This window comes from Janthinobacterium sp. GW821-FHT03C10, assembly GCF_059420865.1.
The window spans coordinates 207249-224144 of the sequence record NZ_JBWKUN010000001.1 but is presented as its reverse complement, the minus strand read 5'-3'; the positions used below and the strand labels follow the sequence as shown (position 1 = coordinate 224144).

12 protein-coding genes are annotated in these 16896 nt (G+C 66.3%); 4 read left to right on the top strand and 8 right to left on the bottom strand.

Annotation, left to right across the window (positions count from 1 at the left end; genetic code table 11):
• The first annotated feature begins 48 nt into the window (after positions 1-48).
• Entirely contained in the window at positions 49-747 is a 699-nt protein-coding gene (locus AC07VH_RS00805) for an alpha/beta hydrolase (protein WP_494786431.1), read from the top strand.
• 226 nt (positions 748-973) lie between these two features.
• On the opposite strand, the gene corA is transcribed toward AC07VH_RS00805, so the two are convergent.
• Positions 974-1960, bottom strand: coding sequence for a magnesium/cobalt transporter CorA (corA, locus tag AC07VH_RS00800; protein ID WP_494786430.1), 987 nt, complete (start codon positions 1958-1960; stop codon positions 974-976).
• A gap of 184 nt (positions 1961-2144) precedes the next feature.
• On the opposite strand from corA, the gene AC07VH_RS00795 reads away from it, so the two are divergent.
• The 3 genes from AC07VH_RS00795 to AC07VH_RS00785 all read left to right on the top strand — a co-directional run bounded on the left by AC07VH_RS00795 (position 2145) and on the right by AC07VH_RS00785 (position 6095).
• Entirely contained in the window at positions 2145-2657 is a 513-nt protein-coding gene (locus AC07VH_RS00795; protein WP_475414823.1) for a sigma-70 family RNA polymerase sigma factor, read from the top strand.
• A 1-nt stretch (position 2658) separates the two neighbouring features.
• A complete protein-coding gene (locus tag AC07VH_RS00790) occupies positions 2659-3615 on the top strand; it encodes a FecR domain-containing protein (protein WP_494786429.1) in 957 nt (318 codons plus the stop codon).
• Between the two features lie 62 nt (positions 3616-3677).
• On the top strand, positions 3678-6095 hold the full coding sequence (locus AC07VH_RS00785; protein WP_494786428.1) for a TonB-dependent siderophore receptor: 2418 nt from the start codon (positions 3678-3680) through the stop codon (positions 6093-6095).
• A 73-nt stretch (positions 6096-6168) separates the two neighbouring features.
• Here the strand turns inward: AC07VH_RS00785 and AC07VH_RS00780 are convergent, their stop codons facing one another.
• The 7 genes from AC07VH_RS00780 to paoA form a co-directional block, all read right to left on the bottom strand.
• Positions 6169-7446 (bottom strand): OmpA family protein, encoded by a 1278-nt coding sequence (locus AC07VH_RS00780; protein ID WP_494786427.1) that lies wholly within the window; start codon positions 7444-7446, stop codon positions 6169-6171.
• 297 nt (positions 7447-7743) lie between these two features.
• Entirely contained in the window at positions 7744-10260 is a 2517-nt protein-coding gene (locus AC07VH_RS00775; RefSeq protein ID WP_494786426.1) for an ATP-binding protein, read from the bottom strand.
• A 10-nt stretch (positions 10261-10270) separates the two neighbouring features.
• Positions 10271-11299, bottom strand: coding sequence for an ABC transporter substrate-binding protein (locus tag AC07VH_RS00770; protein ID WP_494787097.1), 1029 nt, complete (start codon positions 11297-11299; stop codon positions 10271-10273).
• Complete coding sequence (locus AC07VH_RS00765; RefSeq protein ID WP_494786425.1) at positions 11296-12933, bottom strand: response regulator; 1638 nt, start codon at positions 12931-12933, stop codon at positions 11296-11298. Before AC07VH_RS00765 ends, AC07VH_RS00770 begins: the two co-directional genes overlap by 4 nt.
• A gap of 125 nt (positions 12934-13058) precedes the next feature.
• Entirely contained in the window at positions 13059-15257 is a 2199-nt protein-coding gene (gene paoC, locus AC07VH_RS00760) for an aldehyde oxidoreductase molybdenum-binding subunit PaoC (RefSeq protein ID WP_494786424.1), read from the bottom strand.
• Between the two features lie 4 nt (positions 15258-15261).
• Positions 15262-16221 carry an FAD binding domain-containing protein gene (locus AC07VH_RS00755; RefSeq protein WP_494786423.1) on the bottom strand — a complete coding sequence of 320 codons (960 nt, stop codon included), beginning with the start codon at positions 16219-16221 and terminating at the stop codon, positions 15262-15264.
• A complete protein-coding gene (paoA, locus tag AC07VH_RS00750) occupies positions 16218-16874 on the bottom strand; it encodes an aldehyde dehydrogenase iron-sulfur subunit PaoA (protein ID WP_494786422.1) in 657 nt (218 codons plus the stop codon). Before paoA ends, AC07VH_RS00755 begins: the two co-directional genes overlap by 4 nt.
• Between the last annotated feature and the right edge of the window lie 22 nt (positions 16875-16896).

Sequence of the window (16896 nt, the reverse complement as noted above, 5' to 3'; positions counted from 1 at the left end):
TGGATGTGCATCCCCCCACCATGTCCCTTTGCCACAAGGAGTATCCGCATGAGCCAGCCAGCCACCATCGTCCTCGTCCACGGTTTCTGGGGCGGCGCCGCCCACTGGAGCCGCGTCATCCTCGAATTGCGGCGCCAGGGCCACACGGCCATCCGCGCCGTCGAACTGCCGTTGACGTCGCTGGCCGACGACGCCGAACGCACGCGCAAGATGGTGGCGCAGGTGAATGGCCCGGTATTGCTGGTGGGACACTCCTATGGCGGCGCCGTCATCAGCGTGGCCGGCAATGCGCCGAATGTGGCGGGCCTCGTGTACATCGCCGCCTTCGCTCCTGACGCCGGCGAAAGCCCGGGCAGCATCACGCAGGAACACCCGCCCCTGGGCGCGGCCAATCTGGAAGGCGACAGCGACGGCTATCTGTGGGTCAAGCCCGAGCAATACCATGACAGCTTTTGCCAGGACCTCGACGCGGAAGAAGGCGCCGTGCTGGGCGTGGTGCAGAAGGCGCCGCTGGCCGGCACCTTCGGCGACACCGTCAGCGACCCGGCCTGGAGGCATAAGCCCAGCTGGTACCAGATTTCCAGCGCCGACCGCATGATTTCCCCCGTCAATCAGGAGCGCATGGCGGCGCGCCTGCAAGCGCGGAAGGTCATCACGCTCAACGCCAGCCATGCGTCGCTGGCTTCGCGTCCCGTGGAGGTGGCGGCGCTGATCCTGGAGGCGGCCAGCGCGCTGGCGCAGGCATAGGCGGCACGGGCAAAAAAAAGGCTCCTGAAAACCAGGAGCCTTGTGGCGTCGGACAGGCAAGGTGGTCCGCACCGGCGGCTCTGGGGTGCAGCGCCGGCCGGACCGCTGTCCACGCCAAGGAGGTTCAGCCACCTGCCGTCAAGCGCATTCACCGGGACAGTTTCATCGTAGCAGCTGATGGCGCGGCAAAACTCTCCAATATTTGCATGCCGGCCATCCGCCGCTGCTACAGCCAGCCTTCGCGCTTCAGGCGCCGGTGCAGCCAGCAGCAGCCGGCGATGATGACGACGATCACGGCCGGATAGCTGCCGCGCCACTTCAGCTCCGGCATGAATTCGAAGTTCATGCCGTACAGGCTGAAGACCATGGTGGGCACGGCCAGGATGGCGGCCCAGGCGGCCAGGCGCTTGACGACCTCGTTCTGGCGGATCGAAATTTGCCCCAGCGCCACCTGCATGGCCGAATTGACCAGCTCGCGCATCTGCCCCGCCGTGTGCGTGACCCGTTTGACGTGGTCGAGAATGTCGCGGTAATAGATACGGTTTTCCTTCGGCACGATGTCGCCATGGAAACGGATCAGCTGGGTGCAGATGTCGTGCAGGGGGTTGACGGCCGCATCGAGTTTCAGCAGCTCCGTCTTGAGCTGGTAGAAATCCTGCAGCTTGTCTTCGTTCAGGCTGGGCTTGAACAGCTGCAGCTCATAGTGCTGGAAGCGGGCCTGCAAATGGTCGATGCAGGGCTGGTACTGGTCGACGATGAAGTCGATGATGGAATACAGCACGTAGCCGGGACCGCTGGCCAGTTTCTCGGGCACGCTTTCCTTGCGCTCGCGCAACTTCGCATAGCCGGCCGAGGGGCCGTGACGCACCGTGATGATGAAGCGGGGGCCGAGAAAGACGTGGGTTTCGCCGTAGGCGATGGCGTCGCCGTCCAGGGTGGCCGTGTGCACCACCATGAACAGGGTGTCGCCGTACTCTTCCAGCTTGGGCCGCTCGTGCGCGCCCTGCGCATCCTCGACGGCCAGTTCGTGCAGGCCGAAGGCCGCTTGCAGGGCCTGCATGGCCGTGGCGTCGGGGCTGGCCAGGCCGATCCAGACGAAACAATCGGCGTCGCCGAGAAAGTCGCCCACCTTGTCGATATCGAAATGGGCGATCTTCCTGCCGTCGCGATATGCTTCGCAATTGACGACGGCGGCGTGGGTACTGAGGTCCATGGTGATTTTCGGCTGATGGCGGCAATATCGGGCCGCCAGTATAGCGGAAATGACCTGACAGCCATGCCAACTGAGCCAGCGCATTGACATTCAGGCACGTCAATGTAAAATGAGAACCATTCGCATTTAAGAAGAGCCTGCATGCGCCAGCGGCACGGGACTTCCGCGCCAACTGGAGTGTGCCGTGACGTATGCCGTATCCCCTGCCGCCGATCCCTTAGCTCAGATATATGGCCAGCACCATCCCTGGCTGCTGCGCTGGCTGCGCGGCAAATTGTCCTGCACCGATCATGCGGCCGACCTGGCGCAGGATACCTTCGTCAAGCTGCTGGCCACGCCCGGCGAACGCGCCGCCACCCTGCGCGAACCGCGCGCCTACCTGACCACCGTGGCACGCCGCCTGCTGATCGACCACTACCGCCGCCAGTCGCTGGAACAGGCATGGCTGGCCACCCTGGCGCAGCTGCCCGCGCCCGCCGCGCCATCGGCGGAAGAACGCTTGCTGATCCTGGAAACCCTGCACCAGATCGATGCCATGCTCGACGGCCTGGGCGCGAAGGTGCGCACGGCCTTTTTGCTGTCGCAGCTCGAAGGCATGGCATATGCGGACATCGCCGCGCGCCTGCACGTGAGCGAGCGCACCGTCAAGCGCTACATGGTGCAGGCGTTCGAACAATGTATTTTGTTGCTGGCCTGACATGGGCACGGCTCTCGATGCGCGCGCCGCGCGCGAGGCGGCGCACTGGATGATGCGCCTGCAAGGCGGTGAACTCGACGCTGCGGCGCAGCAGGGCCTGGCCCGCTGGCGCGCCGCCCACCCCGACCATGAAACGGCCTGGCAGCGGGCCGAGCAAGTCTGCCGCACCTTCGGCATGCTGCCCCCGCCCCTGGCCATGCCGGTGCTCGACCGTCCATCCGGCGCGCCGCGCCGCGCCGCCCTGAAAACCCTGGCCCTGCTGATCGCCGCCGGGCCGGCGGGCTGGTCCATGCTGAAAGTGCCGCCGTGGCAGGCATGGACGGCCGACCTGCGCACGGCAACGGGCGAAATCCGCCATCTCGCCTTGCCCGATGGCAGCGCGCTGAGCCTGAACACGGCCAGTGCCGCCGACATCGCTTTCAGCGACGCGCTGCGCCTGCTCCAGCTGCGCGCCGGCGAACTGCACGTGGCGACCCGCCCCGATCCCCTCGGGCGTGCGTTCATCGTACGCACCAGCAACGGCAGCATCCGCGCCCTCGGCACGCGCTTCACGGTGCGCCAGGAAGACAGCCTGTTCGGCGCGCGCACCCACGTGGCCGTCTCGCAGGGCGCCGTCGAAGTGCGGCCCGCCGAAGGCCGCCCCCTCATCGTGCGGGCGGGCTGGCAAGCCAGCTTCGACGAGGCGGCCGCCAGCGCGCCACAGCCGCTGGCGCCGCATGCGTCCGCGTGGACCAGAGGATTGCTGTACGCGGACGATACGCCGCTGGCCGACGTGCTGGAGCAGCTGAGCCGCTACCGCCACGGCGTGGTGCGCTGCGACCCTGCCGTGGCGCGGCTGCGCGTGTCGGGCGTGTACCAATTACATGATACGGATCAACTATTATCACTATTGCAAGCATCACTGCCCATTCGCGTGCAGCGCCACAGCCGCTGGTGGATTTCCGTCGAACCCGCATAACTATTTTAAAAAATAATGTCCCTTTCGCGCATGTGCCCCGTCAATCCACACAGGACCAACACATGAACGAAGGGAAACAAGCAATGAAGCATTACCGCAACACCAGCATGACCCTGGCCCTGTTGGGCAGCCTGGCCTTGACGCCGCCCGCATTCGCCCAGCAGCATCAGCAGGCGCCCGCGCGCCACTACCAGGTGGCGCCCGGTCCCCTGGGCACCGCCCTGTCCGCGTTTGCGGCCGAGGCGGGCGTCAGCATTTCCGGCGCCGCCAGCCTGTACGCGGGCTTGCACAGCCGGGGCTTGAGCGGCAATTACCAGGTGGCCGACGGCTTCGCCCGCCTGCTCGATGGCAGCGGCCTCATTGCCGTCGACCAGGGCGGCGGCAACTACGCCGTGCGCAGGCTGCCGTCCGCCAGCGATGCAAGCACCCTGCCCGGCATCGCCGTGCGCGCCACGGCCGAGCGCAGCACCAGCACGGAAGGGACGAATTCGTACACGACGCCGGCCACGGCCAGCGCCACCGGATTGGTGCTGTCCTTGCGCGAGACGCCGCAATCGGTCAGCGTCATCACGCGCCAGCGCATGGATGACCAGGACTTGCTGACGGTGCGCGACGTGCTGCGCAACACGCCCGGCATCGCCGTCAACCAGTTCGACACGGAACGCAGCACCTTTTCCGCGCGCGGTTTCGACGTCGACAATTTCCAGTACGACGGCGTGCCCACCACGTATAAGGTGCAGTATTCGGGCGGCGAATCGGAAATGGATTCGCTGATCTACGACCGCGTGGAAGTGACCCGGGGCGCCACGGGCTTGCTGACGGGCGCCGGCTACCCGTCCGCCTCGATCAATCTGGTGCGCAAGCGGGCCAGCGCCCGGCAGTTCGAGGGGCAATGGTCGCTGGCAGCAGGTTCCTGGAGCGATTACCGTGGCACCGTCGACCTGGCCGCGCCGCTGAACGCGGACGGCTCCGTGCGCGGCAGGATCGCCGGCGCCTGGCAGGACCGCAAGTCGTTTACGAATGGTTATTCCAACCAGCGCCAGCTCGTCTACGCCACCGCCGAGGCGGACCTGGCGCCCGGCACCGTGGCCACGCTGGGCGCCAGCTACCAGAAGAACGACCCAAAAGGCAGCAACTGGGGCGGTTTTCCCCTGTGGTACAGCGACGGCACGCGCACCGATTTCGACCGTTCCGTCACCACGGCGCCCCGCTGGGCCGCCTGGGCCACGGAGCAGACGAACGTGCACGCCACCTTGGAACACGCGCTGGGCCAGGGCTGGAAGGCGCAGGCGCAAGCCATGTACAGCAAGCACACGGAAGACACGCCGCTGCTGTTCCTGGCCGAGCGGCCCGACCGCATCACGGGCCTGGGCATGCTCGGCTACCCGAACCGCTACATCGGCGCGCGCGAGCAGAGCAGCGCCGACCTGAAGCTGTCGGGCCCGTTCTCCCTGGGCGGACGCGAACATGAAGTCATCGTGGGCGCCAATTACACGCTGCAGCACGCCGAGTTCAGCGTCAAGGAAGCGCTCGATCCCGAACCGATCGGCAATTTCCTCGCCTGGGATGGCAACTACCCGCAACCGGCCTGGGGCGAGCCCGTGCTGTCGGAAAAATACACGACCAAACAATATGGTGCCTACGGCGCGGCGCGCCTGAACCTGGCCGACAGCACCAAACTGATCCTCGGCGGGCGCCTGAGCCGCTGGGACAAGGATCGCATCGGCTTTGACGGCAGCGCCCGCTTTTCCTTTGCCAAGAGCAAATTCGTGCCCTACGCGGGCCTGGTGGTCAACCTGAACGACACGTATTCGGCGTATGCCAGCTACACGGACATCTTCCGCCCGCAGGAAAACCAGGACCGCGCGGGCGCCTGGCTGGACCCGCTGACGGGCCAGAGCATGGAAGTGGGCGTGAAGGGGGAACTGGCCGGCGGCCAGGCCAACGGCTCCATCGGCCTCTTCGAGATCAAACAGGACAAGCTGGCCCAGCCCGACGGCGCGCACCGGGTCCCCGGCACCACCACGCAAGCGTATTACGCGGCGCGCGGCGCCACCAGCCGCGGCATCGAGGGGGAATTGTCGGGCCGTCTGGCGCCGGGCTGGAACGTGACGGCCAGCGCCAGCCACTTCCGCGCCAAGGACCGCGACGGGCAAGACATCAACACCCTGTCGCCCCGCTCGACGGCGCGATTGTTCACCACCTGGAAGGTAAGGCCCGACCTCACCGTGGGCGGCGGCGTCAACTGGCAAAGCAAGTTCTACTTTGACGACGAGGGCCCGAACGGCAAGGAAAGAGTGACGCAGCAAGCCTACAGCACGGTGAGCCTGATGGCCACCTACCAGCTGTCGCGCCAGCTGACGGCACAGCTGAACGTGGAAAACGTACTCGACAAGAAATACATCAACATCAACACCTATGCGCAAGGCACGTATGGCGCGCCGCGCAGCGTGCGGGGAACCTTGACGTACCGGTTCTGATACAAGCTGTACCGATATAAAACGCCAGGCGAGCGGTGGCAACGGCTGAAAAATGCCGTTGCCGCAACTCGCCTTACTGCGTTCTTTCGTACATCACGCGCACCTCCACCCTGCGGTTCAAGGCATTGCACTGTTCCGTTTCATAGGAGGTAGTACTTGCTTCGACAGGGCATTTCACGCGCGGTTCCCGCGCACCCGCCCCTTCCGAGGCAAATGTCAGGTTCTTTCCCTCCAGCGTAGTTCTGAGCACATTGACAATCGCCTCTGCGCGCAACTCCGAAAGACGCTGGTTATCCACGCCTTTTCCTGCCAGGTTCCGGGCGAAAGGACGGGCATCGCTGTGACCGCGTACCAGAATGTCACGCGGCGTACCCGACGCCAGAATGGCTGAGGCAAGAGCCCGCAGACGCGGCTGTGCCGTTGGCAACAATTGATCGCTGCCAGTCTTGAACAGCAAGTCGTTGGAAAGGTCGAAACAGGGATTCAGCGCAGGCCGGCTCTTGATGATGCGCATCGTGGCCGCGTCCAGGCGCAGGGTGGCAACCCTGAGGATGGTCGGTTCGGGGCTGAAAATGCCGGCCTCCGGCTTCGTGCGTACACTGAACGTGACAAGCGACACGCCGCCAACGCCAGTCCACAAGACATCGGCATGATGTACCAGCAATCGCCCCCCGGCGCCCCTGCGGCAGTCAAGGATGGGGCGGCCGACGACTTCCGTGACGCGCTCGATTTCACCGAGCTCGCTATCGGGTACTTCGATGCTCACGTCGGGAATACGCACACCCAATAGCTGGAAAGCCATATGCACCATATTCATGAACGGCCCGAAGAACAGCACGAGTACCAGCGGTGCCACGAACACTGCGGCAAGCTGCGCCAATCTGCGCTGCGGCTTCGGCCGCGCGCCTGTGACCGTGATGCCGCCTTGCGTGCCAGCCGTAACTAGCATCAGGGCGAGAAAACCGGCACAAAAAAAGATCGTGATCAATAACAGCAGTGAAGGTTGTACAAGGGCAAAGGCATAAAACAGGGACAGCAAAAAAAAGAGAAGCGATAACAGGAAATAGCCAAGGCCGTGCAGCCCGGCAGGAACGACAAACAGGGTCGCCTGAGCATGGGCGGCGCGCCGCCTGGAAACCCGCACTTCCAGCAAAGAAAGTAGTTTGAGCAGCCACAGTGCAGACATGGCCCCGAACAACAAAAAGATGCAGTACAGAAAACCGAACATCAGTGCCACAAAGATAAAGAACACCACTTCGCCTGGCGTCAGGCCACTGGGGAAAAACTGAATGTCAAACAGATAGGTCAGCGTGACGATGGCGCCCGCCGCAACGGCCAGTTTATATGTCAAGGTCGTCACGAGATCGAGGATCGCTATTTTCTTGCTCAGCGAATCGCTGCTGTACGTCGGGACAGGTGCTGCTCCTGGCGGGGGTCTCGGTATGATCACAGTATCGCCCTAATTTAACGACAAGTCGTTTGACGCGCTTGGACAGACAACAGACATTCTCATCACGCCTTTGGCAAAGGCTGGAATGACGGGTCCATCCATGCAAGTCTAGTGAGTCGTCACGCGGCTGTGCGGACATCGCAGTGAAGCTTGATACGGATTAAACAAGGATGATCGGGGTTGAACGACTCGGCGGCGCTACCCCGTCGAAATGACCTTGTTCAGGGCGCGCCGCAATTCCTTCAACCGGGGCGGCTTGCCCAGCACGCAATTGACGTCTTCCGGATAATCGCTGTCGGCCGCCAGGCGCTGGCCCCAGCCCGTGAGCATGATGATGGGCGTGGCCGGCGAACGCTGGCGCACCGCGCTGGCCACCTTGCGCCCGTCCACGTGGGGCATGCCCAGGTCCGTGATGACCACGGCGAAATGTTCGCGCCGCTCGTATGCGGCCTGGAAGCAGTCGATGCCGGCCTGGCCGCCGTCGGCCGACACCACCTCGTGGCCATCGATTTCCAGGATGTCGCGCAGGGACTTGAGCACCATCGGGTCGTCGTCCACCACGAGGATGCGCAGGCGTGGCGGCACAAGGTAGGCCGTGTCGGGCGCTTCATTTTCCTCGTGCGCCGCGCAGGCGGGAAAATCCAGGCGTACCGCCGTGCCCTGCCCCGGCGCCGTGACGATGTCGATGCTGGCCCCGTGGCGCTCCATCATGCCGTACACCATGGCCAGGCCCAGGCCCGTGCCCCGTTCGCCCTTGGTGGTGAAAAACGGCTCCAGGCAGCGGCGGCGCGTATTCTCGTCCATGCCGATGCCCGTGTCGGCTACTTCTATCCGCACCTGCCGCGCCGCCTCGCCCGCCGCGCCGGTGCCGCTGGTGCGCACGCTCAGGGTGCCGCCTTCCGGCATGGCGTCGACGGCGTTGAAGACCAGGTTCGTCAGCGCTTCGCGGATTTCGCCCGCACTGCCCGGCAGCATGGGCAAGCCGTCCGCCAGCTCCGTGCGCAGGGCGATAACGATGCCGCGCTGCTGCGGCATGTCGCTCCAGCGCGCGCGCGTCAGGTCCAGCACCTGCCGCACCACCAGGTTGGCGTCGATGGGTGCCAGGGCCAGTTGCGGTTCGCGCTGGCGGTAGAATTCGCGCATGCGCGCCACCGTGGCGGCCACGTCGTCGATGGCGCGCTCGATTACTTCCAGGCAATGCCGGCCCTGCGCACTGAGATTGGTTTCCGTCTCCAGCAGCGATTCCGTGTACAGGGCCACGGGAGAAATGGCGTTATTGATATCGTGCGCGATGCCGCTGGCCATCTGCCCCAGCGCGCGCAGGCGCTCCTGCTGCATCACAGACTGCTGCGTCTGGCGTAAATCGTCGTACGCGCGCTGCAGCGCGCCGTAGAGCTGCGCCTGGTTGGCGGCCAGCGCCACATGTTCGCTCAGCTGGCTGAGGAATTCGCATTCGCCGCTGGTAAAGCTGTGCGCGGCGCGGCGCGCCACGATGAGGATGCCGAAGACCGTGCTTTCGGCCAGCAGGGGCGCCATGACGAGGGCCCGCAGCCCCCCTTGCGCCAGCCGCTGCGGAAACGGAAACGCCACCCCGGCGATGTCGGCTTCATATACGAGTTTGCCGCGCACGCAGCTCGACAGGCCATTCTCGTCGATGGGGATGTGCGCGTGTTCGCTCATCATGAACGACAGCGCCAGCGCCTCGCTGCGCACGCCCACGCACGTCACCTGCAGCGCGTGCTCGGACGGCCGGTACAGGCAGATGCAGCTGAAATCGATGGGCAGCTGCTCTTCCAGGCTGCGCACCACCACCTGGAAGATGCTGCGCAAATCCTGCCGTTCGCCGATCGAGCGCGTGATCTGCTGCAACAGGTTCAGACGTTCGAGCTGTTCCTGCACCTTGCGCTCGGCCAGCTGGCGCTCGGCGATCTGCGTTTCCAGGGCGGCATTCGCGTGCGCCAGCGCGTCGCGCGAGACGGTGGTGCGCCGCAGCTTGTCCGTCATGCCGTCGAAGGCGCGCGCCAGGTCGCCGATTTCATTCCTGGTATGCACGCCGAGCGCAAAATCGAGCTTGCCGGCGCCGACGATGAGGGTGCCCTGGCGCAGCTTTTCCAGCGGTCCCGTGACGCTGGTCATGGTGAAATAGATCAAGCCGGCCACCAGCGCGATGATCATGCCGCCAAACAACATCACGGCCACGTTGGCCCGCCGCTGCGCATCCAGCACGCCCTGCCGGCTCAATGCGGACAGCCGCATCGCATCGGCGATCATGCCCTGCACCTTGCCCATGATCTGGCCGGACAGGCGCGACTCCAGCTCACTCAGCACCTCGCGCCGCCGCGGGTCCTGCCCCAACTCGCGGTGATTCGCGACAAACAGCTGGAACAGGCCGCCCACGCGGGCCAGGTCGCCCCGCAATTCGCGCAGCAGCGCGCGCTCTTCGGCCGTGCCGAAGGCGGGCGTGGCCAGCAGGCCGGTGGACAGCGACTCGCTGCGCAGCTGCCACTGGGCCCGCGTGCGCGCGCCATGGTGCAGCGCATATTCGATCGACAGGTAGCGCAGCGACGTGACGGCTTGCAGGATATCGGCCGCCGCCTTGTTCTTCGCCAGTTCGCGCTGCATCGCCATGCTGGTGGAAAACAGCACGGCGACGATGATGGCCACGAGCGCCACGCAAAACAGCTCTGCCAGCTTGAAGCGCGTGACGATTTTCATGGTGGCCGTCTCAATGGATGACCGTTACGGCCGATGGCGCCACGGCTTCCAGGCCTTCCAGGTAGACGGCATCGAGGAAGTTCGGCATCTCGCCGTTCCCGGCCAGGCGGTTCCTGATGGCCCAGCGCGCCTCGTCTTCCAGCGCCAGCAGCAAGCCCTGGTCGAGCACGACGCCGAAGCGGTAACCGTGCCAGGCCGCCTGCAGGCGCGCCGCCTCGCTGGCCGACGCCCTGGCAAACAGGGCGCGCGCGGCATCGGGCTCGTCCCGGCAAAAGCGCGCGCCGGCGAGCAGCGCGCGCAGCACCTTGCGCACCGTCGCCGGGTGGCTGCGCACGTAATCGCCCGTGCCGGCCACGTTGAACAGACCCGCATACACATCCTCGCCGTAGAAGATGGCCGCCTTGCCCTCGAGGCCATGCGTCATGCCCGTCAGGAACGGTTCCCAGCCGGCCGCCGCGTCCACCTCGCCCCGCGCCAGCGCACCCGCCAGCTGCTGCGGCGCGTAGTTGCGCACGGTGACTTCGCCGGGCAACAGCTTCTGGCGGTTCAAAAAGGCGTCCAGCGCGAATTGGCCCGACGTGCCCAGGGTCACGCCGATGCGCTTGCCCTTCAGGCTGGCGGGCGTGGACACGCCGCGGTCCAGGCGCCCCACGATGCCGTGGTCGCGCTCGGCCTCGAAGATGCTGGCGATGATGACGACGGACTGTTTCTGCAGGCTGGCCAGCACCACGGGGATGTCGGACACCGTGCCCAGGTCGGCCTTGCCCTGCAGCACGGCTTCCAGCGACGCCTTGCCAGACGAGTACGGCTGCAGCAGCGCATCGATGCCTTCGCGCGCAAAATGGCCCTGCGCGTGCGCGGCCAGCACGGGACAGCTGCCCACGTATTCCCCATTCACGGCCAGACGCAGCTTTTCCACCGGGCCGGGCGGCGGCGCGGGACCGGCGTCGAGCCGCCACACGGCGATGCCGGCCAGCGCCACCAGCAGCAGCGCGGCCGCCAGCCAGACCGCCCGCCGCGCCGGCGCCGCGCCGCTCATGCGCTGCACGGCGCCGTGGCCGGCTCCAGCGCGCTGTTGATGGCCTCGGAAAACGCCACCACGTCGATCGGCTTGGTCAGATAGCGGTAGAAGCCCGCCGCCAGTCCCTGGCGCACGTCGCCCGGTCCCGCCACGGCCGTCAGGGCGATGACGGGAATATGCGCGGTGCGGGCATCGGCGCGCAGCAGCTGCATGACTTGCGTGCCGCTGATGTCGGGCAGGTCGCTATCCATCAGTATCAGCTGCGGCAGGTGGCGGCGCGCCATGTCCAGGCCCGTCTGCCCGTCACCGGCCGACAGCAGGTCGAGATCGGGGCGATAATGGATCAGGCCCGCCACCAGCGTCACGTTCAGGGGATTGTCTTCCACATACAGCAGCGTCTTGCGCTCCGGCAGGGGCATCGTTTCAGCGGGCCGGGCAATGGCGGACAGGCGCGGGCTCTCTTGCGGCGGCTGGCGTGCCGGACAACTGGCGATGTCGAGCCAGAAGGTGCTGCCGCGCCCGGGCGTGCTGGCCACGCCTATGGTCGCCTGCATGGCTTCGGCCAGGCGCTTGCTGACCGCCAGCCCCAGGCCCGTGCCCTCCTCGTCGCGCGCATCGCGTCCCAGGCGGTTGAAGGGCTGGAACAGCACCTCCAGCTGCGCGGCGCTCAGCCCGCCGCCCGTGTCGCGCACGGACAGGCGCAGCTGCCGTGCATCGACGGGCTGGCAATCGACGTGGATCTCGCCCTGTTCCCGGTTGTACTTGACGGCGTTCGACAGCAGATTGATCAGCACCTGCTTGAGGCGCGTGCGGTCGGCCAGTACGTGCATGTTGCCCGCCTCGACGAACGTCAAGGTGATGCCGCGCTTGCGCGCCAGCGGTTCCATCATTTGCCAGCATTCATGGTAGATGCCGGCCAGGCCCACGGACTCCATCGACAGCGACAGATTGCCCGACTCGATTTTGGCGATGTCGAGGATATCGTTGATCAAAGTCAGCAAATGCCGGCCCGCGCCGAAGATGTGCGAGGCAAAGGTTTTCTTTTCCTGCGCCGTCGAGGGGATGGAATCGGACGTCAGCATCTGCGAAAAACCCAGGATGGCGTTGAGCGGCGTGCGCAGTTCGTGGCTCATGCTGGCCAGGAAATTGGTCTTTTCCTGGTTCGCCCGCTCCGCCACCTCGCGGGCCAGCCGCAAATCCCGGTTCATGGCGTCGAGTTCGGCCGTGTGCTGGCGCAGCAGCAGTTCCAGGCGCGCATTGGCGATGCGCAGCTGGCGCGTTTCCAGCGCCCGCGCCAGTATCAGCAGGATGCCCGAGACCTTGAACGGCTTGACGACGTAATCGAGCGCGCCCGCCTGCATGGCTTGCACGGCCGAGGCGATCGTGCCTTCGCCCGTCATGACGATGCAGGCCAGGTCAGGATCGATCTGCCGCGCCGCTTCCACCACGGCGATGCCGTTCATGCCCGGCATCATCAGGTCGACCAGCAGCAGGTCGAACGATTCGACGGCCAGCAGGGCCAGCGCCGCTTCGCCCGAAGCAAGTCCCGTCGTGTCATACGTCTGGCCGCGCAAGGTGTCGCACAGCGCACGCACGTGCGCCTGCTCGTCATCGACGATCAGTATCCGCGGCGGCATTGATGAGCTGTTCATGCATTCTCCTGGCGGCATGGGCTTGCGGCGAGGAAACTTTCTCCGCAACATGCGTTCCGAGCATAGCACTTGAAAATTACCAAAAATACACGCTTTGTCACGCGCGCGGCCGCGCCAGGCCGAAGCTAGCTCATGGCGGGCAGCCCCCGCAGCAGCTTGTCCAGGGTGAGCGGATACTCGCGCACCCGCACCCCCGTCGCGTTGTAGACGGCGTTGGCGATGGCGGCCGCCACGCCGCAGATGCCCAGCTCGCCCACGCCCTTGGCCTTCATGGGCGAGGACATGGGGTCCGTTTCGTCGAGAAAAATGACGTCCTGGTGCGGGATGTCGGCGTGCACGGGCACTTCGTAGCCGGCCAGGTCGTGGTTGACGAAGAAGCCGCGCCGCCGGTCAACGACGAGTTCTTCCATCAGGGCCGCGCCCACGCCCATGGTCATGGCGCCGATCACCTGGCTGCGCGCCGCTTTCGGGTTCAGGATGCGGCCGGCCGCGCACACGGCCAGCATGCGGCGCACGCGCACTTCGCCCGTGTCGCCGTCCACGCCCACTTCCACGAAATGCGCGCCGAACGTCGATTGCTGGAATTTCTTGTCGAGGTCGCCGTATTCCATGCGGTCTTCCGCGACGACGTCGCCATGAAAGGCGGCGGCCGCGAGCGGCACGCTGCGCTCGCCCTGGCTCACCTGGCCGTCGGAAAAGCGCGCCTCCTTTTCATCGAAGCCCAGCTTGCCGGCGATGGCCTGGCGCAGGCGCACGCAGGCCGCGTACACGCCGGCCGTGGCACTGTTGCCGCCCCACTGCCCGCCCGAACCGGCTGAAACGGGGAAATCCGAGTCGCCCAGGCGCACGACGACCCGGTTCAAGGTCACGCCCAGCATTTCCGCCGCCGTCTGGGCGATGATGGTATAGCTGCCCGTGCCGATATCCGTCATGTCCGTTTCCACGGTCACGATGCCCTTGCCGTCCAGGCGCACGCGGGCGGCGGACTGCATGACGAGGTTGTTGCGGAAGGCGGCCGCCACGCCCATGCCCACCAGCCAGCGGCCGTCGCGCCGCATGCCCGGCTGCGCTGCTCTCTCCTTCCAGCCGAATTCCACGGCGCCCGTGCGCAGGCAATCGATCAGGCGGCGCTGGGAAAACGGCCGCCCCGGCTTTTCCGGGTCTACCTTGGTGTCGTTCAGGATGCGCAAGACGATGGGGTCCATTTTCAACTTCTCCGCCAGCTCGTCCATGGCGATTTCCAGCGCCATCAGCCCCGGCGCCTCGCCCGGCGCGCGCATGGCGTTGCCTTCCGGCAAATCGAGCACGGCCAGGCGCATGGCCGTCATGCGGTTGGCGCCCGCATACAGCAGCCGCGTCTGCATCACGGCCGTTTCCGGCTGACCGCCCTTCAGGTCGCCCGACCACGATTCATGGCCGATGGCCGTGATCTTGCCGTCGCGCGTGGCGCCGAGGCGCAGGCGCTGGATGGTGGCGGGCCGGTGCGTCGTGTTGTTGAACATCAGGGGCCGCGTCAGGGCGACCTTGACGGGACGCTGCGCCGCCCGGGCCCCCAGCGCCGCCAACAGCGCTTCGGCGCGCACGAACAGCTTGCCGCCGAAGCCGCCGCCGATATACGGCGAGACGATGCGCACCTTGTCTTTCGGTATGTCTAAAGTGCGGGCCAGGTCGCCCCGGCTCCAGTCCACCATCTGGTTTGCCGTCCACAGCGTCAATTGATCTCCCTCCCAGGCGGCAATCGAGGCGTGCGGCTCCATCATGGCATGCGACTGGTCAGGCGTCGTGTAGGTCGCGTCCAGCCGCACGGGAGCATGGGCATAGGCGCCGGCGAAGTTGCCCGTCTTGCTGTCGGGCTTGCCATCCTTCGGCTTGGCGGCGCTGCCCTTGGCCTTGGCCAGGTCGAAGGCGCCCGGCTGCCCGACATACTTGACGTCGAGCAACTGCGCGGCCGAGCGGGCTTGCTCGAAGGTTTCCGCCACCACCAGCGCGATGGCCTGGTGGTAATGCTCGATGTCCGGCCCGCCCAGCAGCTTCGCCGTGTTCATCTTGCCTTTGCCCAGCTTGCCCGCCGACTCCGCCGTCACCACGGCCAGCACGCCGGGCGCGCGGCGCGCGGCGCTGGCGTCGATGGAAGCGATGCGCCCCCTGGCGATGGCCGCGCCGACGACATGGCCATAGGCGGCGTGCGGCGCGGCCTTGTTCTGTTCATACGCGTACGGCGCCGTGCCCGTGGTTTTCAGGGGGCCGTCGATGCGGTCCGTGGGGCGGCCCACGACTTTCAGCTGGTCGATGGGATTGGTGGTCGCAGGTGTCGTGAATTTCATGGCCCTAGCCTTTCTTCGCTGGTGCTTGCGCCAGGACGGACGCCACGGTGCGCTGCGCCAGGATCAGCTTGAAGCCGTTATCGGCCGTCGGCCTGGCGCCGGCCAGCAGGCGTTCGCTGACGGCGGCCGCGCCAGCGGGCATGGCCTGCTCGGCGGCGGCAAGCCGCCACGGCTGCGGCGCGACGCCGCCCAGAGCCAGCCTGCCGGTGCCATCGGGCAAGATGATCGCCGCGACAGACACCAGCGCGAACGCATACGAGGCGCGGTCGCGCACCTTGCGGTAGACGTGCGTGCCGCCGACAGGCCGGGGCAAGGTCACGCTGGTGATCAATTCACCCGGCTGCAGCACCGTTTCCAGCTGCGGCGTACTGCCCGGCAAGCGGTAAAAGTCGGCGATGGGGATGCTGCGCGTGCCGCCGTCGGCCCGCACCGTGTCGATGCCGGCGTCGAGCACGCGCATGGCGACGGCCATGTCGCTCGGGTGCGTGGCGATGCACGCCTCGCTGCCGCCCAGGATCGCCAGCGGCCGGCTGAAGCCAGCTATGGCCGAGCAGCCGCTGCCCGGCACGCGCTTGTTGCAGGCCTGGTTCGTGTCATAGAAATACGCGCAGCGCGTGCGCTGCAGCAGGTTGCCGGCCGTCGTCGCCTTGTTGCGCAATTGCGCCGAGGCGCCGGCCAGCAAGGCGCGCGACAGCACGGCGTAGTCGCGCCGGACCGTCGCGTGCGCGGCCAGCGCCGTGTTGCGCACGAGGGCACCGATGCGCAAGCCGCCGTCCTTCGTCGTCTCCACCTTGTCCAGCGCGAGGCCATTGACGTCGATCAAATGCGCGGGCGTTTCGATCTCCAGCTTCATCAGATCGAGCAGATTCGTGCCGCCGGCGATGAAACGGGCGCCGGGCGTAGTCAAGGCGGCAGCCGCCGCTTCGGCCGGCGTGGCGGCTTTCTGGTAGCTGAAGACTCTCATGCCGGCCTCCCCGCCACCTCGGCGATGGCTTCGATGATGTTGGAATAGGCGCCGCAGCGGCACAGGTTGCCGCTCATGCGCTCGCGCAATTCTTCCGGCGTCACCGAGGGGCGCGCATCCAGGTCGACGCTGACGTGGCTGGGAATGCCCTGGCGGATTTCTGCCAGCGCGGCGACGGCCGAACAGATCTGCCCCGGCGTGCAGTAGCCGCATTGGTAACCGTCATGCGCGATGAAGGCGGCCTGCATCGGATGCAGTTTCTCGGGCGTGCCCAGCCCCTCGATGGTGGTGACTTTCGCGCCGTCATGCATCACGGCAAGCGTCAAACAGGCATTGATGCGCTGGCCGTCGAGCAGGACGGTGCAGGCGCCGCACTGGCCGTGGTCGCAGCCCTTCTTGGTCCCCGTCAGGTGCAAATGTTCGCGCAAGGCGTCGAGCAAGGTGGTGCGCGTGTCGAGTTCCAGACTGTGGCGCCGGCCGTTGACGTCGAGGCTGACTTTCATCAGGACGGGCGGCGCCTGTCCGGATTGGGCCGCGCCATGGGCCGCTTCGGCTGCCCCCGTCACGCCGGGCACGGCCACCGCCGTGGCCGACAGCGCGCCGGCGATCAGCAAGCCGCGCCTGCCGGCATTGATGTGATTACACTCTGTCATCTCGCGCTTCCTCCTGGCTGTG

Bases quoted from the DNA above. Each gene is read 5' to 3' on its own strand.
- AC07VH_RS00790 (WP_494786429.1), top strand. From the start codon at position 2,659: ATGGGCACGGCTCTCGATGCGCGCGCCGCGCGCGAGGCGGCGCACTGG.
- AC07VH_RS00775 (WP_494786426.1), bottom strand. From the start codon at position 10,260: ATGAAAATCGTCACGCGCTTCAAGCTGGCAGAGCTGTTTTGCGTGGCG.
- AC07VH_RS00770 (WP_494787097.1), bottom strand. From the start codon at position 11,299: ATGAGCGGCGCGGCGCCGGCGCGGCGGGCGGTCTGGCTGGCGGCCGCG.
- AC07VH_RS00755 (WP_494786423.1), bottom strand. From the start codon at position 16,221: ATGAGAGTCTTCAGCTACCAGAAAGCCGCCACGCCGGCCGAAGCGGCG.
- corA (WP_494786430.1), bottom strand. From the start codon at position 1,960: ATGGACCTCAGTACCCACGCCGCCGTCGTCAATTGCGAAGCATATCGC.
- paoC (WP_494786424.1), bottom strand. From the start codon at position 15,257: ATGAAATTCACGACACCTGCGACCACCAATCCCATCGACCAGCTGAAA.
- AC07VH_RS00765 (WP_494786425.1), bottom strand. From the start codon at position 12,933: ATGAACAGCTCATCAATGCCGCCGCGGATACTGATCGTCGATGACGAG.
- AC07VH_RS00805 (WP_494786431.1), top strand. From the start codon at position 49: ATGAGCCAGCCAGCCACCATCGTCCTCGTCCACGGTTTCTGGGGCGGC.
- paoA (WP_494786422.1), bottom strand. From the start codon at position 16,874: ATGACAGAGTGTAATCACATCAATGCCGGCAGGCGCGGCTTGCTGATC.
- AC07VH_RS00785 (WP_494786428.1), top strand. From the start codon at position 3,678: ATGAACGAAGGGAAACAAGCAATGAAGCATTACCGCAACACCAGCATG.